This window comes from Kribbella kalugense, from assembly GCF_004365875.1.
GTDB classification, from domain to species: Bacteria; Actinomycetota; Actinomycetes; order Propionibacteriales; family Kribbellaceae; genus Kribbella; species Kribbella kalugense.
On the sequence record NZ_SODF01000002.1, the window covers coordinates 1,220,871 to 1,243,016 of the forward strand.

The following is a 22,146-nucleotide window of genomic DNA, read 5'->3' on the forward strand; positions in this document are numbered from 1 at the left end:
GCGCCGCCCGAGGGGGTTCTGCATGCGTGCAGGTCCGACACTAGGTTTGTGGAAATCCGTTCGATCAGTCAGCCCGCGCCGGATCGGCGACCGCCTGCCGTCAACGAGGATCTGGTCCTGACCGGACCCGACTTCGCTGTCGTGCTCGACGGGGCCAGCGCTCCGCGGGTCCACGTGGACTCCGGTTGCCGGCACACGGTCGCTTGGGTGGTCATGCAACTCGCAACCCAGCTCGCGACCCCGCTACTCACCCGCTCGTCCGCCCCACTCACCGACCTCCTCGCCGACGCGATCACCGCGGTCCGCGCGTCCCACGCCGGCACCTGCGACGTCACCAACCCGGACAGCCCGTCCTCAACGGTCACGATGGTCCGCCTCCACCCGGACCACATCGAACACCTGGTCCTGGCGGACTCGCCCATCGTCATTCGGTCACCCGACGGACAGATCACCGTCCACAGCGACGACCGCGTCGACCTTCTCCCCGACCGATCTCTCGAGACCGTACGCCGCCTGCGCAACCAGCCCGGCGGCTTCTGGGTCGCGAGCACCGAACCCAAAGCGGCGTACGAGTCGGTCACCGGCACCACGGACCGCGCCGACGTCGACGCGATCGCACTCCTCACCGACGGAGCGTCCCGCTACACCGAGCGCTACGGACACTCCTGGGACGAACTCCTCGACGTCCTCACCACCGAAGGCCTCCGCCAATTGATCGAGCGGGTACGACGGCATGACTCGACGTCCACAACCAGCGGCAAGCGGTACGACGATGCGAGCGTCGTACTGCTTCAGGGTCCGTAGGTCGGGAAGCCCGGGCCGGGGTGGTTGTAGCGCGGGGCGTACTGCGGAGGCTCCAACGGCCGCACCACATCCCGGACCGGTGGCGGGGTGACGCGGGTCTGCTGCCAGTCGGTGATCTGGAGCATCAGGAGCGACGCCGCGATACCGGCCACGATCAGCAGGACCGTCGCGACCGTGAAGCCGATGTCGACCCCGAGCGCGACCCGGACCATGAAGTCCTGCATGTCGTAGATGTCGACGTACGGACTGCTCGCGTCGCTGCTGTCCGCCACCTCGATCAGGCGGATGAACCAGACGATGAACCCGATCAGCGCAACAGTGCCGCCGCCAACGAGGATCACCCAGAACGCGGTCCAGGTCGCCCACCAGCCGTACAGCAGCGCCCGCAGTCGACTGGACCGGGTCGCGCCGGGCGGCTCACTCGCCTTGGCAATGTCATCGACGATCTGGAACGGGTACCAGAACTGCACGATCGGGCAGAACCAGGCCCCGACCACCCAGCCGGAGGCCCGCCGGTGCGGACCGCGCATCGGGTCGGCCGGGAACGCCGGCCGCGGCGCGAACGGTGAGTACAGGAAGTCGGTGTTCTCGCGGGCCTGCCACAGCCAGATCAGGAAGGCGATCCCGGTCCCCATCAGCAGGTAGCTGACCAGGTTGAGGAACGGGCCGGTGCCCGCGATCGACTGGACGCCGCGGTTGATCTCCTCCTCGGAGAGCAGCCCGTACACGAACCGCTTGACCTCGTCGTACGACCGCCAGAGCAGCACGCACTGGATCACCGCGGCCAACGCGGTCAGCCCCATCAGCACGATGCTGGCGATCGCGACCTTCCGCAACGAGCGATACCGCGGCGGGATCGGCGGCGGCTGGTACGGCAGCTGCTGGAACGGGACCGGGTACGGCCACGGTCCCTTGTACGGCCCTGGATTCGGCTGTGTCACCCCTTCCACCTCCCCGCAGCCAAGTTAACCCAAGACCAGGAGCGTGCAACCCCGTCGTCCACAGCCGAGATCAGACCGCCGCGAACGCCTCACGCACCGCGGGCAGCGCCAACTCACGATCCGCCGCCGACAGCCCGATCCGGGTCCGCCGATCCAGTACGTCGTCCTCGGTCAGCGCTCCCTCGTGCCGTACGGCGAACCACAGCTCGGCGTACGTCGTCCGCAGTCCGGGCGCGATCGGCTCCCGCAACTCCGGCGGACCGGCGATCACCTGCGGCGCCTCCACGCCGTACCGCTGGACGAACCGCGCCGGCGCCTTCACCGCGGCCAACCGGACCCGATCGGCCGCGCCCACCAACGGGATCCGGTGCGTCTGACAGGGTCGTCGTACGTCGAGTGAGGACTGCTCGAGCGCCTTGTCGAGGACGTCCTGCGCCATCCGGCGGTACGTCGTCAGCTTCCCGCCGACGATCGTCAGCACACCGTCCGGGCTGGTGATCACCGCGTGCCGCCGGGAGATGTCCGCGGTCTTGTCTTCACCTTTGTGGTGGCCGGTGTCGAGGAGTGGACGCAGTCCGGCGTACGTGCCGAGCAGGTCGGCTCGGGTCACTGGCTGCTGGACGGCGGCACTGATCGTGTTCAGCAGGAAGTCGATCTCCGCGTCGGTCGCGTGCGGTACGTCGCTCACCGGGCCGGGCGCCTCCTCGTCGGTCAGGCCGACGTACACCCGGTCGTCGGGCGCGGGGATCGCCATCACCACGCGGCGGAGCTCCCCCGGCACCGGCACGGTGAGTACGGCGGAGAGGCCGCCGAAGACCGACTGCGGCAGCACCAGGTGGGTGCCCCGGCTCGGCCGCAGTTTGATGCCGGAGGCAACTTGATCGGCCCAGATCCCGGCGGCGTTGATGACGATCTTCGCGTCCACCTGCAGCCGCTGATCGGTCAGCTGATCGACCAGGACCGCGCCGCGGCCGGTGACCTCGGTGGCGGCGACGCGAGTCAGGATGCGAGCGCCGTACTGCGCCGCGGTCCGGGCGATCGCGACGACCAGCCGGGCGTCGTCGTACAACTGGCCGTCCCAGGTCAGGAAGCCGCCGCGCATGCCCTCGGGTTTGAGTGTCGGCGCGTAGCGGAGGATCTCGGCCGAGCTGACCCGGCGGGAGTGCGGCAGGTAGTCGTCGCTGGTCCGCGCGAACGTGCGCAGGACGTCGCCGCCGAGGAACGCCGACCGCAGTAACGCCGCCTGGACGAACTTTGCCTGCGGCAACCAAGGCGCGATCTGCGGGATCGGGTGGACCAGATGCGGCGCGGTCGTCTTCATCAGGATGCCGCGCTCGACCGCGCTCTCGTACGCGATCCCGACATGCCCGGACGCGAGGTACCGCAGGCCGCCGTGCACCAGCTTCGAGCTCCACCGGCTGGTCCCGAAGGCCAGGTCGTGCTTCTCCACCAGGGCAACTGTGAGTCCGCGGGCGGCCGCGTCGAGAGCGACGCCGGCACCGGTGACGCCACCGCCGACGACCAGTACATCCACGCTCTTCAGTGAGGCAAGCTCACGAATACGCCGTGCCGCATTGAGACTCGAGTTGCCCACGGTGATCATGGCATTAGATACCTGGTCAGCATCACGCGCAGCTCCTCGTCGAGCTTCGGATACTCATCGTGCGAGGCCATCACCGGACCGGACACCGCGGATGCCAGCGAGACCAGGATGATCTGCCGGGCCAGCCACACCGGATCGCCGTCGCGGATCGACTCGTCGGCCTGCCCCTGGCGAATACCTTCCTCGACCAGCGCCAGGTGCGCGACCGTGCTGCTGCCGCGACGCTCCAGCAGGTACGGCGTGAGGAACTCGGGGTCGAGCTCGATGATCTTCCGCATCAGCGGGTGGACCCGGGTCTTCGCGACCACCTCGACCACGCCCTCGACCAGGCGGGCCCGGCCGTCGGCGGCGTCCGGCTGGAACGCGGACACCAGCGCGATCGTCCACTCGCGCGTCATCAGGGCGGCGACCACGGCCTGCACGTTCGGCCAGCGCCGGTAGAGCGTGGCGCGGGAGACCTCGGCGTGCCGGGCGATGTCGGCCATCGTCATCCGGCGCATTCCGATCGCCAGCAGCAGCTCGTAGGCCGCGTCCAGGATCCGCTCCTCGCCGATCGCGTTCGCCGGCGCGGGACGGGGAGTGGCTTCTTGCTCCCCGGTGTTCTCGGGCTGAGAGGTGCTGCTACGCTGAGACATCACATGTCAGAGTGTATCAGCGACTCTGTCATCCCGGAACCGTCCATGGAAGGTGGGAGCCAGGGGGTTCCACCTCCCATGGACGCTACCTCGCACGACCGCGGAAAGGCAGCCACCGATGACCGAATCCGACCTTCCGGTGGTGCAACTCACGCCCGGCCGCTGGGGCGATCCCGCCCACCCGGTCGACCTCCCGGCCGCAGCCGTCGATGCCCTCAAGCATCTCGGCGTACGGCGACCTGCTGGAGGGACCGTCGATCCGGTGGATCGGCCGGGGCTCGCGGCTGACCAGTTGGCGTTCCTCACCGGGATCGTCGGCGCTGAGCACGTGTCGACCGACCTCGACTCCCGCTGGGCTCATACCCGCGGCTACTCGACGACCGACCTCCTGCGGCATCGGGCCGGCGACACCTCGGATCTGCCGGACGCTGTCGTCTATCCGGCGACGCACGACGAGGTGGCCGCGCTGCTCGCCGGGTCTGCTTCCGTCGGCCTGGCCGTCGTGCCGTACTCCGGTGGCACCTCGGTTGTCGGTGGGCTCGCGCCGTCGCGGCGTTTCGTCACCGTGGACCTGCGCCGGCTCGATCAGCTGGTCGAGCTCGACGAGGTGTCGCGTACGGCGACGTTGCAGGCAGGCGTGCGTGGTCCGGCCGCGGAGGCGTTGCTCGCCGAGCACGGGTACACCCTCGGGCACTTTCCACAGTCTTATGAAGGCGCGTCGATCGGCGGTTACGCGGCCGCGCGGTCCAGCGGGCAGTCGTCGGCCGGGTACGGGCGCTTCGACCAGATGGTGGTCGGGCTGACGCTGGCCACGCCGCGCGGGACGATCGAGGTCGGGCGGGCGCCGATGTCCGCGGCCGGGCCGGATCTCCGCCAGCTCGTGCTCGGGTCGGAGGGGGCGTTCGGGATCATCACGTCGGTCGTGGTCCGGATCCGGCCGCGACCGACCGAGCGGCATTTCGAGGGCTGGCGGTTCGAGAACTTCGACGTCGGGCTGGCCGCCGTACGACGACTTGCCCAGGACGGACCGTTGCCGACGGTCCTCCGGTTGTCGGACGAGGTCGAGACCGCCGTGAACCTGGCCGACCCGGACGTGCTCGGTGGCGGATCAGGCGGCGTACTCGCGATCATCGGCTTCGACGGCCCGTACAACCAGGCGACCGCGGACGTCCTGACGGCAGCCGGCGGCGAGAACGCGGGTGAGGGTCCCGGTGAGACGTGGCGGGTGGGCCGCTACCGAGCGCCGTACCTGCGTGATCCACTACTCGACGAAGGCGCCCTGGTCGAAACCCTCGAGACCGCGGCGTTCTGGTCGCGCATCCCGGCTCTGAAAGCAGCTGTCACCGAGGCTCTCGTGGCTGCTTTGAGCGAGACTCCGCCGTTGGTCCTCTGCCATATCTCCCATGTGTACGAGACCGGCGCCTCGCTCTACTTCACCGTCATCTGCGCTCAGTCCGACGACCCGGTGGCCCAGTGGCGAACGGCGAAACAAGCCGCCAACAAGGCGATCGCGGACACCGGCGGCACCATCTCCCACCACCACGGCGTCGGCACCGACCACCGAGAGGCGTACCACGCCGAGATCGGCCCGCTCGCCGTAGAAGCCCTGCAGGCCGTCAAGCACACCCTCGACCCGGACGGCGTGATGAATCCGGGCATCCTGATCTGAGCCTTGACTTCAAGTTTGCTTGAGGTACGACGGTGTCGGCATGACTCCTGATTCCTCGAACCGTCCTGTCGCCCTGATCACCGGTGCGTCCGCCGGACTCGGTCTCGCACTGGCTCACGGGCTGGCCGACCGTGGCTGGACGCTGGTGATCGACGCCCGGGGCGCCGGTCCGCTGAAGGACGCGGCTGATGCGCTGGCCGACCGCACCGACGTGGTCCCGCTCGCCGGTGACGTGACCGATTCCGAGCACCGGGCCGACCTGGTCGAAGCCGTGAACCAGCTCGGTCGGCTCGACCTGCTCGTCAACAACGCCAGCTACCTCGGTCCGAGCCCTCTGCAGGCGCTCGCCTCAGCGGACCTCGACGAACTCCGTCATGTCTACGAGGTCGACGTACTCGCACCGATCGCGCTCACTCAGGCACTGCTGCCCGCACTCACTACGGCGACCGGTGTGCTGATCAACATCAGCTCCGATGCCGCGGTGGAGGCCTACGAGACCTGGGGTGGCTACGGCTCCGCCAAGGCCGCACTGGACCACGCGACCCGCGTTCTGGCGGCCGAGCACCCCACGCTGTCTGTGTACGCCGTCGATCCGGGCGATCTGCGGACTGCGATGCACCAGGCCGCGTTCCCCGGTGAGGACATCTCGGACCGGCCTGAGCCGGCGACCGTCATACCGGCGTTCCTGCAGTTGCTGGACAGTCGGCCGGCGAGTGGTCGGTACCGGGCTGCCGAGTTCGCGGCGGCGGTGTCGTCGTGACAGTGCACCCACACACCAGATTCGAGCTGCCGGACGCGCTGAACGCCGGCGAACCGCCGGAGGCTCGAGGCCTGTCGCGGGACCACGTGAAGCTGCTGGTCGCGGAGGGGTCGACCGTCGCGCACACCCGCTTCGACCGGATCGGTGAGTACCTGCGGCCCGGAGACCTGCTGCTGGTGAACACGTCCGGCACATTGCCTGCCGCGGTCGACAGCGCGTCGATCACCGTGCACTTCTCCACAGCACTCGACGACGGCACCTGGGTGGTCGAGTTGCGCGACGGCGGTGCGCCGAAGCTCAACGGTACGGCGGGTGATCAGGTGGAGCTCCCGGAGGGCGTGCTGACCCTGCTGGCGCCGTACCACCCGGAGAACAACCGCCTGTGGATCGCCAGGCCTCCAGTGCCCGATGTGCTCGGCTATCTGCAGCGGCACGGTCGTCCGATCACCTACAACTACGTGGGCAAGCGTTGGCCGCTAGCGGCGTACCAGACCGTCTTTGCGCGGGAGCCTGGTAGCGCTGAGATGCCAAGCGCCGCAAGGCCGTTCAGTTTCGAGCTGGTGAGTCACCTGGCGTCGCAGGGCGTACTGATCGCGCCGATTCTGCTGCACTGCGGCGTTTCCTCGCTGGAGAGCCACGAACCGCCTCAGCCCGAGCGGTACGACGTACCTGCGCACACTGCCCGTTTGGTGAACTGGGTCAAGGCCAACGGCGGCCGGGTCATCGCAGTGGGCACCACTGCTGTCCGAGCCATCGAATCAGCCGCCGGGGACGACGGGTCGGTCAGTCCGGCTCATGGCTGGACCGATCTGGTCCTCAGCCCGTGTCATCCGGTCCGCGTTGTCGACGGTCTCGTCACCGGCATGCATGCACCCGAGGCCTCGCACCTTCTGTTGCTGGAATCGGTGGTGGGTGATGACACAGTCCAGAGGGCGTACGACGCTGCGCTGAGCGAGCAGTATCTGTGGCACGAGTTCGGCGACAGTTGTCTGCTGCTGAGGGATTCATGACTTCGTGCCGGTGATCAGGCGCTCGCGGTCGAACATCAGCGACGCGACGCGCCAGCCGATGCGGTTCAGCACGAGGAGAATGACGGCGGCGAGGATCGCTGTCCGCAGGGACGGCTGGATCACGTTCAGAGCGACCAGGACCGCCAGGGCCACGGCCGGCAGGCTGGCGACGGTGGAGAGTTGCTGGGCCACCCGGACATCGTTGAAGCGCGTCGAGATCACGATCGCGATCCAGATCGAACATCCGGCCAGCAGTGGTGTGAACACCACTTGGGCGAGCAGGTCGGACGGGCGGATGAGAGCCGAGGCCACACCAGGCTTCGCGAAGACCCCGACACAGACCAGGAAGAGAGCAAAGACGCCGTACGCGACGGCGATTGCGGGGAGGAACGTCGCGAGAGCCTTGCCGAGCAGGAGTTCCTCGCGGCGGATCGGGGTGGTGAGAAGTGGCTCGAGGGTGCCCTGCTCACGCTCGCCGACGATCGAGTAGGAGGCGACCAGCGACGGTACGAGCGCCGGGATGCCGAGCATGTACAGCAGCACGTGTTCGTGCCGCAACGGCCCCGACGCCGATGACGTCAGGGCGAACACGCTGATCAGCGGCTGGACGGAGAAGACGAGCGGAATGATGGCCATCCCGGCCGCGAGGGTCCGGTTCCGCCGGAACTCGCGCAGCTCCTTGGACACGATCGCGCGGACCAGTCTCCTGTTCACGCTCATGACAGGCCTGCCGGTACGTCGATGAGCTCGAGGTAGACGTCCTCGAGGCTGTGATGCGACACGCTGATCGACAGCACGTCCGCGTCGGCCTTCACCAGGGCACGAGTGACACCTGGTGCCGCAAGCGCCGGATCCGTCACAGTCAGCACGTAGGTCGAGGGACCGTCCTCGCGCCAGCCCGAGACGCTCTCAACGCCAAGGAACACGTCGGCTGGGTTGGAGAGCGGACTGACCGTGCGCACGTTGAGGGTCCGGGCGAAGAGTTCGTCGCGTAGTTGGTCGGGCCGGCCTACGGTGCGGAGTGTGGTGTTCAGGATGGCGACGCGGTCGCAGAGCCGTTCCGCTTCGTCCAGGCGGTGGGTGGTGAGGAAGATCGTGACACCGCGCTGACGGAGTCCGTCGATCAGCTCGTGCACCTCGCGGGCGGCGACCGGATCGAGTCCGGAGGTCGGCTCGTCGAGGAACAACACCTGCGGATCGTTGAGCAGCGCCCGGGCGAGCGCCACCCGTTGCTTCAGGCCCTTCGACAACGAGCCGCAGGTGTCGTGCGCTCTCTCCGTCAGATGGACTGCCTGCAACGCCTGGTCGATCCGATCACGTGCGGCGGAGACCTCGTACAGATCGGCGAAGCATTGCAGGTTCTCGAGCACGGTCAGTCGCAGGTACAGGCCTGGCGACTCGGGCATGATCGAGATCCGCCGGCGGATCTCCACGCCGTTGTCCGGAATCAGAGGCAGACCGGCGACGGTGGCTGAACCTGCGGTCGGGGTGAGCAGCGTGCCGAGCGTCCGTACGGTCGTCGTCTTGCCGGCACCGTTCGGCCCGAGGAACCCGAACACTTCGCCGTACCCGATCTCGAACGAGACGTCATCAAAGGCCACACGGCTGCCGAAGCGCTTGCCCAGCCCGTTGGCCGACAACGCCGGAGAGCTCGAGATACCGGTGCCTTCGTCGGTCACCGCGCGGCTCCTTCATTCACCGTCGGACTACCGAGGTTACTCCGCAGACCCACGTCGGTCCGCGTGTCAGCTGTGGCACTTGATGACAGAACGGGCAGCGAATAGCCGTCGGTACACTCGGGGGCGTGACGGGACTTCGGGCGCGGACGCGTGACGTCGTACGGGCGCAGCTGGCTGCGGTGGCGATCGAGTTGTTTGCCGAGCATGGGTACGACGCGACGACGGTGGACGACATCGCTGCGGCGGCCGGGGTGTCGAAGCGGAGCTTCTTCCGGTACTTCCCGGCCAAGGACGACGTGGTCTTCCACGGTGTGGACGAGCTCGCGGATCAGATGGCCGCTGAGATCGGGACCGCGGAGGGCGACGACTGGGACGTGCTGCGCGAGGTGATGACGCGCTGGCAGGAGCAGGTGTTCGCCTCGGGTCAGACGCTCGAGCTGGTCGAGTCGTCGCCGAGTCTGCGGGCGCGGATGGTGGACAAGCGCGACGAGCTGCGGCGGAAGGTGAGTGAAGCGCTGCGGAAGCGAGCCGGGTCGGACTTGGACGAGTTCACCGCGGACCTGCTCACCTGCGCGGCCGGCGCCGTACTGGATGCGGCCGCACAGGAGTGGCTCCGTGTCGGAGGCGATCGCGCCGACCTGATCCGCCACGGCTTCGAAGAACTAGCCCCCGGCGGCCGCCGCCTCCTCGCCTAACCGACCCCAAGCTGACTGTCAGTGGTCGGCGGGGACCTTGACTGGTTTGTCGGCGATCCGTACGTCGAGGTGGCCTGCGTCCTTGAGCGCCGCGATCGCGTCGGTCGGCGAGGCACAGGCCGTCCGATGCGCCTCGTTGCCGGGCCGAGCTCGTTTGTCCACCGCGCGTGGGCTCATCTGGATGTCCTTACCAAGTTGGTCCCCCGTCGGGACGTCACCTGATTAGACGAGTACTTCGACCCAGTTGTCACCACCTTTGATTCAACTGAGCAAAAGTTGTGGCATAGGCCGTATCCGGCGACCCCGCGCCTACTGCGCGGCACCCGGCACGGCACCTCGCCGCACGGGTGCAAAGGCCACGATGCTCCGCATCGAGACCTTCGCCCCCGCACGCCGATGCACCACACCGAGCACCTGCTCGCTACGGCGCGGAGTCGCCGGATACGGCCTAGGCCGTTTGTTTGTTGCGGGGTTTGCGTTTGGAGAGTTGGAGGAAGACCCAGGCGAGGGCGGCGCCGACGATGAAGCCGCCCAGGTGGCCTTCCCAGGAGACGTTCGGGATCACGAATGACAGTACGGCGGTAACTCCGACGTACATGATGATCCAGGTGATGTCCTGGTTCCGGGCGCGGCTGATCACCAGCAGGGCGCCGACCAGGCCGAGGACCGCGCCGGACGCGCCGAGGGTCGCACCACCGGGTGCGGACAGGATCCAGACCGCGACGCTGCCGCCTAGCGCTGACAGCAAATAGAGAGCCGTGAAGCGCAGCCGGCCGAGCATGTGCTCGAGGGGCGGGCCGAGCTGCCAGAGCATGAACAGGTTCGAGAAGATGTGGAAGATTTGCACGTGGGTGAAGGCCGACGTGAGCAGCCGCCACGGCTCGCTCTCCGTCAGCATCGGCACCATCACCAGGTCCTGGAGGATCCGCGGGGGGCCGACGTGCACGAGGATGAAGACCAGCACGTTGAGCGCCAGCATCGTGTAGGTGACGATCGGCTGGTTGCCGCGCTGGATGCCGCCGAGCGAGGTCCGGGTCCGTGGGACCGATCGGACGCCCTCGTTGAAGCAGCTCGGGCATTGGAAGCCGACGGCTGCACTGTTCATGCAGGCCGGGCAGATCGGCCGGTCGCAGCGCTGGCAGCGCACGCCGGCGGGCCGATCCGGGTGCCGGTAGCAGACGGTCTCGGTCACGCGGGCGGGTCCTCCCCTGGAAGCTGCGGGGCCGGTTCGCGCCGGCCCCGCGGGAAAGTCAGGCGTTCTTGCGCTCGACGACGACCTTGTTGATCACGATCGGCTCGAGCGGCCGGTCGCCGGGTGCGGTCTTCGCGGTGGCGATCGCGTCGACGACCTTCCGCGAGTCGTCGTCGGCAACCTCGCCGAAGATCGTGTGCTTGCGGTTCAGGTGCGGGGTCGGCACGACCGTGACGAAGAACTGCGAGCCGTTGGTGCCGTGGCCGTACTGGATGCCGGCGTTGGCCATCGCGAGCAGGTACGGACGGTCGAACTGGAGCTCCGGGTGGATCTCGTCGTCGAACGCGTACCCGGGCGAACCGGTGCCGGTGCCGAGCGGGCAGCCGCCCTGGATCATGAATCCGTCGATCACCCGGTGGAAGCCCAGACCGTCGTAGAACGGCTTGGTGACGGGCTGACCCGTCTCGGGGTCGGTCCACTCCTTGGTGCCCTCGGCCAGGCCGACGAAGTTGCTCACCGTCTTCGGCGCTTGATTCGGAAACAACCTGATGACGACGTCGCCCTTGTTCGTCTGCAGGGTTGCGTACAGCTCTTCGGCCACGGGAGTCACTCCTAGTCGGAAAATGCGGATTACACCGTCGATCCTGTCATGCCACTCAAAAAACAAGACCAACAACCCGCCCCTCGCTCCGCTCAGACCAGGGAAGTGCCGAGAGGACGTCTCGGGGGTCAACCCCGGAGGTGGTCGGTTGCGGAGGTGGATTCTGGCTCCGCAACCGGCAATCCGAGGGGTTGACCCCTGAGATGGACGGGGGTGGTTGGGGTATAGCAGGAGTGGGCACCGGGAGATTGGCTCGTGAGGTCGTACGATGCAGATGCAGCCGGATTTGTCCAGAGCCGTAACCAGAACGAGCCCATGTCGCCGATGGGCGGGAGAGCTGTCCGCTGGGGCGGGCGGCACCGAGGAGGGAACCGTGGGTTTGAGGAAGTCCAAGGGCCGGGTCGAGGTCGCGAAGGACCGGGTCCGGCCATTCGCAGAGTCGGCGTCGGAGAAGCTCGGACCGGCCGTCGGTCAGGTCCGTGAGCACTTCGGGCCGGCCGTGGGCACCGCACGGGAGAAGGTGTCGCCGTACGCCGAGAAGGCCGTCGAGCGGGGCGCACATCTCGCCCACCAGGCGGTGGAGAAGGCAGGTCCGGTCCTCGACGACGCGCTCGCCAAGGTCGGCCCGGCCACCGAGCACGCGGCCGAGAGGGCTCGCGAGCGGCTGAACGACGACGTACTGCCGAAGGTGACCGCCGCGCTGGCGACCCTCGCGGCCGCCGCCGAGCCGGTCGTCGAGGAGACGGCCCGTCGTGGCAAGGCCACCAAGGCCGCGCTCAAGGGCGAGCTCGAGGTACCGAAGAAGAGCCACAAGCTCCGCAACGTGGTGCTGTTCCTCGGCCTCGGTGCACTCGCCGCAGCTGCGGTCAAGAAGTTGCTGACTCCGCCGGAGCCGGCCTGGCAGTCGACCCCGACCAGTGGTCGCGACTACAGCTCCGCCCCGGCCGGTACGACGCCACGCCCGACGGACACCACGTCGTCGAGCACGTCGACCAGCACGTCGACCAACGGCAAGACCGACACCCCGAAGGCGGAGGCTCCGAAGGCGGAGGCCAAGCCGGACGAGGTCAAGGACAGCGCCAAGGACGGCGTTAAGGACGAGGCCAAGGACGAAGTGAAGGCCGCGTCGAACGGCGCGACGAAGAAGACCACCACCAGGAAGCCGACGGGTTCGAGCGAGTCGAAGCCCACCGATTCCTGATTCACCGCAACGGCGAAGGTCCCGAACCCAGGTTGGGTTCGGGACCTTCGTTTGTACGTCGCCTTGCGCGAACGACGCTCTGGTCAGTTGACCTGCGGTTCCGGGTCGTCCGCTCGCGTCATCGTGTAGCGGCCGGCGGACAGCAGTTGGGTGGCGTACCGGTGCGTGATGCAGGGATACGTGCCGCCGCAGCTCAGGCAGACCGCGTCGTTGCGGTGCAGCCAGGGGATGACCTTGAGCCGCCGGGTCCAGGTCAGCGGTTCCTGGTCGGGTGCGTGCATCCGGAGTGCCGCGCGCGCGGCGTCCTGGATCTCGGGGGCCGACCATTCCTCGGCGCTCTTGTCCATCAGGGCACTGAGGTCGGGGTGGGGGTGGTCAGGGGTGCGGTCTCTGTTCATTTGTATGTCTTCCAAGGCAGGTGGGAGGGCGCCTGAATCGCTCGCTTCAAACGTTAGTGCCCCAACGGCACCACTGCGCCCCGGATCAGCCCCGACCGAGTGTCAGATCTTCGTCAGGTCTTGCCCAAGGTCTGACGTCCGGCTCAGGTCCACAGCGTCTCGAGGGTGACCCGGGCCTCGAGCTCGAGCAGGTGGCGCTTGGTCGGGATGCCGCCGCCGAAGCCGACCATCTTCCCGCCCGCTCCGACCACTCGATGGCAGGGCAGCACGATCGCGATCGGATTCCGGTTGCAGGCCGTCCCGACGGCCCGGGCGGCGCCCGCGTCGCCGACGATCTTCGCGACCTCGCCGTACGTCTGCATCTCGCCGTACGGGATCCGGGACAGTTGGGTCCAGACCGCGCGCTCGAAGTCGGAGCCGTTGCGGACCGACAACGGCAGCGAGAACTCCTGGAGCTCGCCGGCGAAGTACGCCTTCAGTTGCTCGGCGGCCTCGGTCAGCAGCGGATCGGCCGTGACCGGACGGTCGGCGGCACCGAAGTGCAGCCGGCACAGCCCGGTGTCGTCGACCGCAAGGGTCAGCTCGCCGATCGGCGAATCGATGACAGACCAGCGCATACGACCATCCTGACCGCTGCCACCGACAGTTTCCGGCGGAAATGCGTCACGGACGTGACGCAACGTGTTGTCCTCGCCCGGTCACGCGGTGTTGTGCTATGTGTGATCCATGCCGAGCCAGGCGTCACGCGTACCGCTGGACCGGTGGTTCAGTTCCGAGCGGGCGATGGGTGTCGGCGCATCGATCCTGATCGGACTGGTCACGGTCACCACCTGGGCGACCGCATGGTCGGACTGGTTCTCCTACCGCACCCTCAAGACGTACGGCGCGGATCCGCAGAAGCTGGACGAGGCCAGCCTGATCTCCGGGTCGCTCGGCATCATCTCCGCCATCGCGCTGTTCGCGGCCGCGGCGGTGTTCATCGTCTGGCTCTGGCGGGTCCGGTGGAACGCGGAGATGTTCTGCCGCGGCGAGCACCGGTTCACCCGCGGCTGGGTGCTCGGCTGCTGGCTGGTCCCGGTGGTCAACCTCTGGTACCCGAAGCAGGTCGTCGACGACATCGTCGCGGCCAGCGATCCGCGGACCGATCCGCACACCCCGGAACTCAAGAACATCCCGGGCACACAGCTGGTCTGGGCCTGGTGGATCACCTGGGTGATCGGGCTGGTCAGCGGAAACATCGTACAAAGAGGCGTTCTTGCCGGCGCGTCGCAGCTAGGAGATCTGCGGACCAACGTCATACTGTCCACCGTCTCGGCGCTGTTCACCACCGGCGCGGCCGTGCTCGCGGTGATCCTGATTCAGCGGATCGACGAACTGCAGAGCACGCGTCCATGGGTGCCGTGGTGGGCGGTCGGGACACCGCACAGTGGCTACCAACCTCCTGCGGTGTAAACCAAACCGTCACGCCCCGTCGAATGCCTCGTTACCACTGGTGATGGGCGTACGAAAAGAACACGTTAAGTCGACACCCTCCGTGCTGGGGCCGACTCCCTTGGCGTACCTACTTCGTGGTATCAATGTGGCTCGGTCATGCGGGGGCAGGACCTGGCCGAAGCGCCGAAGAGACGACGGAGTTCCAGCAACGCGAGGGACGCGAGACGTGAGCCACCCGCAGGCATTAATGACCGATGTCGAGGACCAGGAAGATTGGCAGCCGCACGCGGCTGAAGAGTTCCAGCAAGTCGGGACGGTCGGCAAGATCGCGATCGGACTGCTGGGCGCATCGACGGTCACGCACCTGCTGTCCACTTGGTCGGACTGGAACACGTACTCCGTTGTCCACCGCTACCTCGGCGGTATGCCGAACGTCGACGACGCGGATCTGAACCGCGCCGACGCGATCGCCAAGGTCACCGCGATCCCGAACGTGATCATCTCCGTCGCCGCCGCGGTCGTCTTCGTCATCTGGCTCTGGCGGGCCCGGGTCAACTCCGAGGTGTTCTGCCAGGCCGACCACCGCCGCAGCCACGGCTGGGTGCTGGCGAGCTGGTTCTGCCCCGGCCCCAACCTCTGGTACCCGAAGCAGATCGTCGACGACGTCTGGCTCGCCAGCGACCCCAAGACCCCTGTCTACACAGACGACCTGCGCCGGTTCAGGACTCCGCCGCTGACGTCTGTCTGGTGGGTCGCCTGGATCGGCGCTCTCGCGTTCGACGTCGTGGTCCGCCGGTTCCTGATGTGGATGGAGGCGACCGTCGGGTCGCTCCGCGGGATCGCCCTGGCAGGTACGGCGTCCCTCGTGTTGACCGCGGTCTCCGCAGTCGCCGCGACGATGGTGATCCGCAAGATCACCCACATGCAGACCACCCGCAAGTGGGTGCCGTGGTGGGACCAGGGCCCGAAGCTCAGCGCCGTACCGTCGTACGAGGTGACGCAGGTTCCGTCGTACGCGAATGACGACACCGACGAGCAGCCCGCGATCTCCGAGCCGATCGCCACCGCGCCGGCGTTGGGTCTGGTCCGCGAGCCGCAGCCGCAGTTGCAGATGGCCGGCGGTCCGCAGGCCCCGATCGACAGCCCGTTCGCGCCGGCAGCACAGCAGGCTCCCCCGGCGTACGCTCCGGCCGCACCGCAAGCCCCGGCGGCCTACGCACCGCAAGCGCCCGCACCGAGCCCGTTCGCGCCGGCTCCCGCTGCACCGCAGGGTTTCCCGGGCGACGGCGCTGCCGCACCGGCTGCCTTCGCCGGCGACCCCGGCGTCGAGGACTCGCCGAAGTGGAGCCCGTTCGCTCCGGTCGTGGACAACTGGCGTGACGACGAAGCCGGTCCGGCCACCGAGCAGTTCAGCCCGATCGAATCGTGGCGGGACGAGAAGCCGGCCGCCGAGACGACGTACGAGTCGCAGACCTCCTGGAGCGACTACAACAACACCGACGACGTGCTGGGTACGACGACCACCAGCAGCTGGCTCGACGAGGCCGCGCCGATGACCGTCGCCCAGCCCGACCCGTACGCGTACCAGCCGGAGCCGCAGCAGCCCGCCGAGGACTCGTGGGCCACTCGCTACTCCGAGCCGTACACGTACGAGTCGGAGTACACGTCCTCCCCCGCGGAGGTCCGGACCGCACCCGAGCCTGAGCCCGCGCCAGTTGCGCGCGCCGGACGTCGGGCCGCTCGGGTCGCGGTCGACAGCCCATCGGCGATTCAGCCGGCCGTGCCGAGCCACGCCACGCAGCCGGAGCCGGACTACTCGAGCTACACCGATCACAGCGTCTACGGGCAGTCCGAGCACAACCAGCCGTCGTCGCACGTGTCCGCGTCCTCCGGGTACTACGAGCCGACGCCGGCCCCGACCTACCAGGAGCCGGACGACTTCCTGACGCCGTCGAAGCCGCTGCCGCCGGTCCCGTCGTACGGTCCGGAGCCGTCGTCGTACTCCAGCAACGACAGCAACTCGGACTACAGCAGCACCAGCTACGAGTCGGACTACTCCTCGTCGTCGTACAGCTCGGAGTACAGCGGCTACAACTCGGACTACTCGAGTTCGAACGGCAGCTACGAGTACGACGCCTACAGCAACAACAACGGCGGCGGCTCGGAGTACACCAACAGCACCGAGTCGTACGAGACCTACAGCCCGAACTACGCGACCGAGTCGTACGGTACGCAGTACTCGCCGGAGCCTGAGCAGACCGAGTACCAGCAGCAGTCGCCGTACGCCTACGAGGAGCAGCCCGAGGACCCGGAGCAGCCGACCGCGCCGCGGACCCAACCGCGCCGTGGCCGCTGGATCTGATCTGATAGCTGTATGCGTTTAGGTTTCGCCACCCTCGGTTGTCCCGGAGCTCCGCTCGACGACGTCCTGGCGCTTGCCCAGGGCAACAACTTCACCGGTCTCGAACTGCGGGCCGCGCCGGACGAGTTCACTCACACCGGCCTGACCGCGGAGCAGCGGCGTGAGCTGCGGACCCGGATCGAGGACGCCGGGCTGGAGATCTTCGCGGTCAGCAGCTACGTCAAGATCTGCGCGGTCGAGGAGCAGCCGCTCGAGGCCCACCTCGAGCTCGCCGCGGACCTGGGCGCTCGCGGCGTCCGCGTCTTCCCCGGCGACGACCCGGCCGCCGACACCGGTACGACGGACTCCCCGAGCGCCGGCGAGATCCGCGCCCTCGACCGGGTGACGTCCGCGCCCCGAGACGTCCCGATCCTGCTGGAGACGCACGACTCGCACTCGACCGCCCGGCAGGTCGCCGCGTTCTGCGCGCTGCTCGACACCGACGTCCCCGGCCACAACGTGAAGGCGATCTGGGACAGCTCGCATACCTGGTCGCACGGCGAGACCTTGGACGAGTCCTTCACCCTGCTGCGGCCCTGGCTCGAGATCGTCCAGTTCAAGCAGGCCGACTCGCAGCAGGACTACCGCCCGGTCGCGATCGACGCCGGCGACTTCCCGATCCACGACCTGATGAAGGTGCTGGACGGGACCGACTACCCGCTCTCACTCGAGTGGGAGCTCAAGTGGCACCCGCACCTGCCGTCGTTGGCGGAGACACTGCCGGCCGTTCACGCCTGGCTGGGCGAGGGCGCAGTCAAGTAGCGCGCGATGGTCGGGCCGAGCCACGCCACCGCTTCGTCGGTGGACAGCGCCACGATCGGCTCGAGCTCCAGGATGTAGCGGCAGAACGCGAAGCCGAGCGCCTGGGTGGCGATCAACCCCGCCCGTACCGCCGGCTGGTCCACAGCAGCCCGCTCGAACGCGGGCGTGAGCTGCCCGATGAACACCTGCCGCATTCGCTCGGCCGCGGCTTCGTTGGTGACCGCGGTGCGCAGCAGCACTTGTAGCGTGTCGTCCTCCTCCCAACGCTCGATGAGATGGCGGACGAGCACCTGACCGAGCTGGTCGCGCGGTACGTCGCTCAGGTCCGGCAGCCGTACGTCGAACTCGGCTGCCGCCGCGAACAGCTTCTCCTTGCTGCCGTAGTACCGCATCACCATCGCCGGATCGATCGCCGCGTCGGCCGCGATCGCCCGGATCGTGGCGCGCTCGTAGCCGTCCGCGCCGAACCGCTCGCGGGCCGCTGCCAGGATCGCCGCCCGGGTCCGATCGGACTTCTTCTCCGCCATGCCCACAGCATATGCCAACGCCTGTTGACTTTCGCAAGATGTGGACCTAGCGTGAAAGTCAACAAGTGTTGATAAAGGAGAGACGATGACTCCGCGAAGTACAGAGGTCGTAGTGGTGGGTGCAGGTCCGGTTGGGCTTGCGGTGGCGGTCGGGCTTCGGCTGCACGGGCACGACGTGGTGCTGATCGACAAACTGGCCGAGGGTACGAATACGTCCCGGGCGTGCGTGATCCACCCGCGGACGCTGGAGGTGCTGGAGCCGCTCGGTGTGACCAAGGAGCTCGTCGAGCGCGGACTCGAGCTGGAGGACTTCACGATCCGGGCCGGCAGCCGCAAGCTGATCCCGGTCGGATTCGAGGACCTGCCGACCGACTACCCGTTCGTGACGATGATCCCGCAGCCGGTCACCGAGCAGGTCCTGCTCGAGCGGCTACAGGAGCTTGGCGGCACCGTCCTCCGTCCGTACGCCGCAACCGGGCTGACGCAGAACGCCGACGGCGCCAAGGTCACGCTCGACAACGGCGACGTGATCCAAGCGCAGTACGTCGTGGCTGCCGATGGCATGAACAGCACGACCCGCGAGCTGGCCGGTCTGCGGATGCCCGGCAACACGCTGGAGCTGTCTCTGAGCCTGGTCGACATCCGCGTCGAAAGCGGACTGCCGACCGACGAGGTCGGGTTGTACTTCGCGGCGTCCGGGCTGCTCGTGGTTGCGCCGTTGCCGGACGGAAGCTTCCGCTTGGTTGGTGAGGTGCACGACGCACCCGAGCACCCGGACATTGCCTTCGCGCAGCAGCTGGTCGACGACCGCGGTCCGCGGAAGGCGCACCCGAAGGTGACCGAGGTGGTCTGGGGTTCGCGGTTCCGGATCCACGAACGGGTCGCGGACGAGTACCGCTCCGGTCGCGTCCTGCTCGCCGGCGACGCAGCCCACACCCACAGCCCGGCCGGTGGTCAAGGCATGAACTTGGGTCTGCGTGATGCGGTCGCTCTGGCAGACGCACTTTCCCAGGCGCTCAAGGGCGACGACTCCGACCTGGACACGTACGCCACGAACAGTCGCGCGGAAGCAGTTCGGGTGATCGGACTCGCGCACCGCCTGACCCGGCTGGCCAACGTCCCGCCGGCGATCCGTCCGGTGCGCAACGCCGTACTCAGCATCGTCGGCCGAGTCGGCAAGGCCCAGACCGGCCTAGCCAAACAACTCGCCGGTTTCCCCGAGCGTTAGCCGGCGGTGGATTCGCGGATCTGAAGGATGTACGGGACGGTGAGGTCGCGGTGGGTGGTGTCGCCGTGGCCGGCGATCCGTTCGAGCAGGAGGGCGACGGCGTTGTCGGCCAGCCACTCCTTGTCGGGCGAGATCGAGGTCAGCGTCGGCGAGTGGTACCGGCCGTCCTCGATGTCGTCGAACCCGACCACGGCGACGTCGTTCGGCACTCGCAGCCCGGCGTCGGCCAGTGTCCGCAACGCGCCCAGGGCGAGCAGATCGTTGAAGCAGAAGACCGCGTCGGGCGGCTCCGGTAGCGCGAGCAGCTCGCGCATCGACGCGGCGCCGTCCTCCCGGTGGTACCCGGTCCCGGCCAGCTCGAGCGCCGGATCGTGCGGCAGACCGGCCGCCTTCAGCGCCTTGCGGTAGCCCTTCCGCCGGACCGCTCCCGTGCTGGTCCCGCCGACGCCGATCGCCGCGATCCGGCGTCGCCCGATCGAGATCAGATGCGAGGTCGCGTCGTACGACGCCTGCACCGAATCGACCGCGACCCGGTCGAACTGACCGCCGGCCGGTCGCTCGCCGAGCAGCACCAACGGCTTGCCGGTGTCGGCCGCGGTCAGTTTGCTCGGGACGGTGGTGATCGGGGAGAAGATGATGCCGTCGATCAATTGCCCGCGCATCCCGTCCATGACTACCCTCTCGGCCGCGGCCTCGCCCTCGGTCTGGTCGATCAGCACGGTGATCCCGCGGCGCTTCGCGGCCCGGCTGATCGCGGCCCCGAGCTCGGCGAAGTACGGCGAGGCCATCTCCGGGATGGCCAGTGCGATGAAGTCCGAGCGGCCCTTGCGCAGTGAGCGGGCGCTGACGTTCGGCCGGTAGTCCAGCGCGGCGATCGCGGCCTCGACCTTGGCCCGGGTCTGCGCGGTGATGTGCGGGTAGTCGTTGATCACGTTCGAGACGGTCTTCACCGACACACCGGCCTGCGCGGCCACATCACTCAGCCTGGTCGCCATCGGAAGCCTCCACTCACCGTGCTGTCGCCCGAGTGTGCCATCGCCGAGCTCTTTACAGAGATTGTCAATCGTTGTAGACAACCACGTTAAACGTTGTAAACGACTCTGGGGAGATCCTGTGGCTCGGCTTGTGGTTGACCCGGCGTTCGTGGTCGGTGACCTGGACCGGCGGTTGTTCGGCTCGTTCGTCGAGCACATGGGGCGCTGTGTCTACACCGGCATCTACGAGCCCGAGCATCCGACCGCCGACGCGGACGGGTTCCGGCAGGACGTGCTCGAGCTGGTCCGCGAGCTCGGCGTCACCGCGGTCCGCTACCCGGGCGGGAACTTCGTCTCGAACTACGACTGGGAGGACGGCGTCGGCCCGAAGGACCAGCGGCCGCGGCGGCTCGACCTGGCCTGGCGGGCGATCGAGCCGAACCAGTTCGGCACCGATGAGTTCGTCGCCTGGTCCCGCAAGGCCGGCGTACAGCCGATCTGGGCGGTCAACCTCGGCAGCCGGGGGATCAAGGAAGCCGTCGAGCTGCTCGAGTACTGCAATCTCCCGCCCGGCACCGAGCTGTCAGACCGCCGGGTCGCGAACGGCAGCCCCGAGCCGCACGACCTCAAGATCTGGTGCCTCGGCAACGAGATGGACGGCCCGTGGCAGATCGGCCACAAGACCGCCGAGGAGTACGCGCGCCTCGCCGAGGAGACCGCGAACGCGATGCGCCGGGTCGAGCCCGATCTCGAACTCGTCGCCTGTGGCTCGAGCAACGCCGGCATGCCGACGTTCGGCGAGTGGGAGCGCGTCGTACTGGAACGCACGTACGACCTGGTCGATCACATCAGCCTGCACGCGTACTACGAACCGCACGACGGCGACCAAGCGAGCTTCCTGGCCGCGTCGGAAGAGATGGACCGGATGATCTCCTCCGTCATCGCGACCGCCGATCATGTGAAGGCGTTGAAGCGCAGCGACAAGGAGATCACCTTGTCGTTCGACGAGTGGAACGTCTGGTACCAGCAGCACTTCCCCGGCGAGCTCGGCCTCGGCATCCGTGAGGTCGGCCCGCTGATCGAGGACAGCTACACCGTCGACGCCGCGGTCGTCGTCGGCAGCCTGCTGATCACGTTGCTCCGGCATGCCGACCGGTTGAAGATTGCTTGCCTTGCGCAACTGGTCAACGTGATCGCCCCGATCCGCACCGAGCCCGGCGGCCGCGCCTGGCGGCAGACCATCTTCCATCCGTTCGCTCTGACCGCGCGGTACGCCGGTCCGACCGTCCTGCAGACCGCGGTGAGCGGCGGACCGGAGATCGACACCGCCGCCTTCGGCCGGATCCCGGCCCTGCTCAGCACGGCGACGTACGACGAAAGCACCGGGGAGACCGCGATCTTCGTGGTGAACCGGAGTGAGAACGACAAGGTCGACCTGGAGATCCCGGTGACCGGACGCCGGGTGATCGAGCACCTTGCCCTGTACGACGAGGACCGGTCTGCCGTCAACACGGCGGACGATCCGGACCGGGTGCAACCCCGGACCGTCGACGGCACCGAGATCGTGGACGGTGTCTGCACTGCCACGCTGCCTCCGGCTTCGTGGCATTTGATCCGTTTGAGTTGAAGGGA

The 22,146-nt window shown here is 68.0% G+C and carries 23 protein-coding genes; 11 read left to right on the top strand and 12 right to left on the bottom strand.

Going from position 1 to position 22,146, the window contains the following annotated elements:
- Positions 1-48 precede the first annotated feature (48 nt).
- Complete coding sequence (locus EV650_RS23665) at positions 49-804, top strand: protein phosphatase 2C domain-containing protein (RefSeq protein WP_238174408.1); 756 nt, start codon at positions 49-51, stop codon at positions 802-804.
- Here the strand turns inward: EV650_RS23665 and EV650_RS23670 are convergent.
- From EV650_RS23670 to EV650_RS23680, 3 genes are all read right to left on the bottom strand, one after another.
- Positions 792-1,745: a DUF4328 domain-containing protein gene (locus EV650_RS23670; RefSeq protein ID WP_134121203.1), complete on the bottom strand. Its 954-nt coding sequence runs from the start codon at positions 1,743-1,745 to the stop codon at positions 792-794. The genes EV650_RS23665 and EV650_RS23670 overlap by 13 nt on opposite strands.
- Before the next feature lie 70 nt (positions 1,746-1,815).
- Positions 1,816-3,279 (bottom strand): glycerol-3-phosphate dehydrogenase/oxidase, encoded by a 1,464-nt coding sequence (locus EV650_RS23675; protein WP_238174409.1) that lies wholly within the window; start codon positions 3,277-3,279, stop codon positions 1,816-1,818.
- 65 nt (positions 3,280-3,344) lie between these two features.
- The gene (locus tag EV650_RS23680) at positions 3,345-3,983 is read right to left on the bottom strand and encodes a TetR/AcrR family transcriptional regulator (RefSeq protein ID WP_134121205.1); all 639 of its coding nucleotides are present in this window, start codon (positions 3,981-3,983) and stop codon (positions 3,345-3,347) included.
- A 118-nt stretch (positions 3,984-4,101) separates the two neighbouring features.
- Here EV650_RS23680 and EV650_RS23685 point away from each other — a divergent pair, with 118 nt between their 5' ends.
- Genes EV650_RS23685 through EV650_RS23695 form a run of 3 tightly spaced genes read left to right on the top strand, consistent with a single transcriptional unit; the run spans position 4,102 to position 7,422 of the window.
- Positions 4,102-5,652 (top strand): FAD-binding oxidoreductase, encoded by a 1,551-nt coding sequence (locus EV650_RS23685; RefSeq protein ID WP_134121206.1) that lies wholly within the window; start codon positions 4,102-4,104, stop codon positions 5,650-5,652.
- Positions 5,653-5,692: 40 nt separating this feature from the next.
- Complete coding sequence (locus EV650_RS23690; protein ID WP_134121207.1) at positions 5,693-6,412, top strand: SDR family NAD(P)-dependent oxidoreductase; 720 nt, start codon at positions 5,693-5,695, stop codon at positions 6,410-6,412.
- Positions 6,409-7,422 (top strand): S-adenosylmethionine:tRNA ribosyltransferase-isomerase, encoded by a 1,014-nt coding sequence (locus EV650_RS23695; RefSeq protein WP_134121208.1) that lies wholly within the window; start codon positions 6,409-6,411, stop codon positions 7,420-7,422. Before EV650_RS23690 ends, EV650_RS23695 begins: the two co-directional genes overlap by 4 nt.
- Here EV650_RS23695 and EV650_RS23700 read toward each other — a convergent pair.
- Entirely contained in the window at positions 7,417-8,142 is a 726-nt protein-coding gene (locus EV650_RS23700; protein WP_134121209.1) for an ABC transporter permease, read from the bottom strand. The genes EV650_RS23695 and EV650_RS23700 overlap by 6 nt on opposite strands.
- Positions 8,139-9,101, bottom strand: a complete 963-nt coding sequence (locus EV650_RS23705; RefSeq protein WP_134121210.1) for an ABC transporter ATP-binding protein — start codon at positions 9,099-9,101, stop codon at positions 8,139-8,141. Before EV650_RS23705 ends, EV650_RS23700 begins: the two co-directional genes overlap by 4 nt.
- A 125-nt stretch (positions 9,102-9,226) precedes the next feature.
- Here EV650_RS23705 and EV650_RS23710 point away from each other — a divergent pair, with 125 nt between their 5' ends.
- Complete coding sequence (locus tag EV650_RS23710; protein WP_134121211.1) at positions 9,227-9,796, top strand: TetR family transcriptional regulator; 570 nt, start codon at positions 9,227-9,229, stop codon at positions 9,794-9,796.
- Positions 9,797-9,814: 18 nt separating this feature from the next.
- Here the strand turns inward: EV650_RS23710 and EV650_RS40435 are convergent, their stop codons facing one another.
- The 3 genes from EV650_RS40435 to EV650_RS23720 form a co-directional block, all read right to left on the bottom strand.
- Positions 9,815-9,973, bottom strand: coding sequence for a hypothetical protein (locus tag EV650_RS40435; protein ID WP_166678249.1), 159 nt, complete (start codon positions 9,971-9,973; stop codon positions 9,815-9,817).
- A 271-nt stretch (positions 9,974-10,244) separates the two neighbouring features.
- Entirely contained in the window at positions 10,245-10,988 is a 744-nt protein-coding gene (locus EV650_RS23715) for a rhomboid family intramembrane serine protease (RefSeq protein WP_134121212.1), read from the bottom strand.
- A 58-nt stretch (positions 10,989-11,046) separates the two neighbouring features.
- Positions 11,047-11,589, bottom strand: a complete 543-nt coding sequence (locus tag EV650_RS23720; RefSeq protein ID WP_134121213.1) for a peptidylprolyl isomerase — start codon at positions 11,587-11,589, stop codon at positions 11,047-11,049.
- A 373-nt stretch (positions 11,590-11,962) separates the two neighbouring features.
- Here EV650_RS23720 and EV650_RS23725 point away from each other — a divergent pair, with 373 nt between their 5' ends.
- Positions 11,963-12,790 (top strand): hypothetical protein, encoded by an 828-nt coding sequence (locus tag EV650_RS23725; RefSeq protein ID WP_134121214.1) that lies wholly within the window; start codon positions 11,963-11,965, stop codon positions 12,788-12,790.
- An 83-nt stretch (positions 12,791-12,873) separates the two neighbouring features.
- Here the strand turns inward: EV650_RS23725 and EV650_RS23730 are convergent, their stop codons facing one another.
- The gene (locus tag EV650_RS23730) at positions 12,874-13,188 is read right to left on the bottom strand and encodes a hypothetical protein (RefSeq protein ID WP_134121215.1); all 315 of its coding nucleotides are present in this window, start codon (positions 13,186-13,188) and stop codon (positions 12,874-12,876) included.
- Positions 13,189-13,331: 143 nt separating this feature from the next.
- Positions 13,332-13,805, bottom strand: a complete 474-nt coding sequence (locus tag EV650_RS23735; RefSeq protein WP_134121216.1) for a methylated-DNA--[protein]-cysteine S-methyltransferase — start codon at positions 13,803-13,805, stop codon at positions 13,332-13,334.
- Positions 13,806-13,914: 109 nt separating this feature from the next.
- Here EV650_RS23735 and EV650_RS23740 point away from each other — a divergent pair, with 109 nt between their 5' ends.
- From EV650_RS23740 to EV650_RS23750, 3 genes are all read left to right on the top strand, one after another.
- The gene (locus EV650_RS23740) at positions 13,915-14,640 is read left to right on the top strand and encodes a DUF4328 domain-containing protein (RefSeq protein ID WP_134121217.1); all 726 of its coding nucleotides are present in this window, start codon (positions 13,915-13,917) and stop codon (positions 14,638-14,640) included.
- Between the two features lie 229 nt (positions 14,641-14,869).
- The gene (locus EV650_RS23745; RefSeq protein WP_238174410.1) at positions 14,870-16,984 is read left to right on the top strand and encodes a DUF4328 domain-containing protein; all 2,115 of its coding nucleotides are present in this window, start codon (positions 14,870-14,872) and stop codon (positions 16,982-16,984) included.
- A 12-nt stretch (positions 16,985-16,996) separates the two neighbouring features.
- The gene (locus tag EV650_RS23750) at positions 16,997-17,785 is read left to right on the top strand and encodes a sugar phosphate isomerase/epimerase family protein (RefSeq protein WP_134121219.1); all 789 of its coding nucleotides are present in this window, start codon (positions 16,997-16,999) and stop codon (positions 17,783-17,785) included.
- On the opposite strand, the gene EV650_RS23755 is transcribed toward EV650_RS23750, so the two are convergent.
- Positions 17,752-18,312, bottom strand: a complete 561-nt coding sequence (locus EV650_RS23755; protein ID WP_134121220.1) for a TetR/AcrR family transcriptional regulator — start codon at positions 18,310-18,312, stop codon at positions 17,752-17,754. The genes EV650_RS23750 and EV650_RS23755 overlap by 34 nt on opposite strands.
- 85 nt (positions 18,313-18,397) lie before the next feature.
- Here EV650_RS23755 and EV650_RS23760 point away from each other — a divergent pair, with 85 nt between their 5' ends.
- Entirely contained in the window at positions 18,398-19,540 is a 1,143-nt protein-coding gene (locus EV650_RS23760; RefSeq protein WP_134121221.1) for an FAD-dependent oxidoreductase, read from the top strand.
- Here the strand turns inward: EV650_RS23760 and EV650_RS23765 are convergent.
- The gene (locus EV650_RS23765) at positions 19,537-20,535 is read right to left on the bottom strand and encodes a LacI family DNA-binding transcriptional regulator (protein ID WP_134121222.1); all 999 of its coding nucleotides are present in this window, start codon (positions 20,533-20,535) and stop codon (positions 19,537-19,539) included. The genes EV650_RS23760 and EV650_RS23765 overlap by 4 nt on opposite strands.
- A gap of 118 nt (positions 20,536-20,653) precedes the next feature.
- Between EV650_RS23765 and arfA the strand changes: the two genes are divergently transcribed.
- Positions 20,654-22,141 (top strand): arabinosylfuranosidase ArfA, encoded by a 1,488-nt coding sequence (gene arfA, locus EV650_RS23770; protein ID WP_134121223.1) that lies wholly within the window; start codon positions 20,654-20,656, stop codon positions 22,139-22,141.
- Positions 22,142-22,146 lie beyond the last annotated feature (5 nt).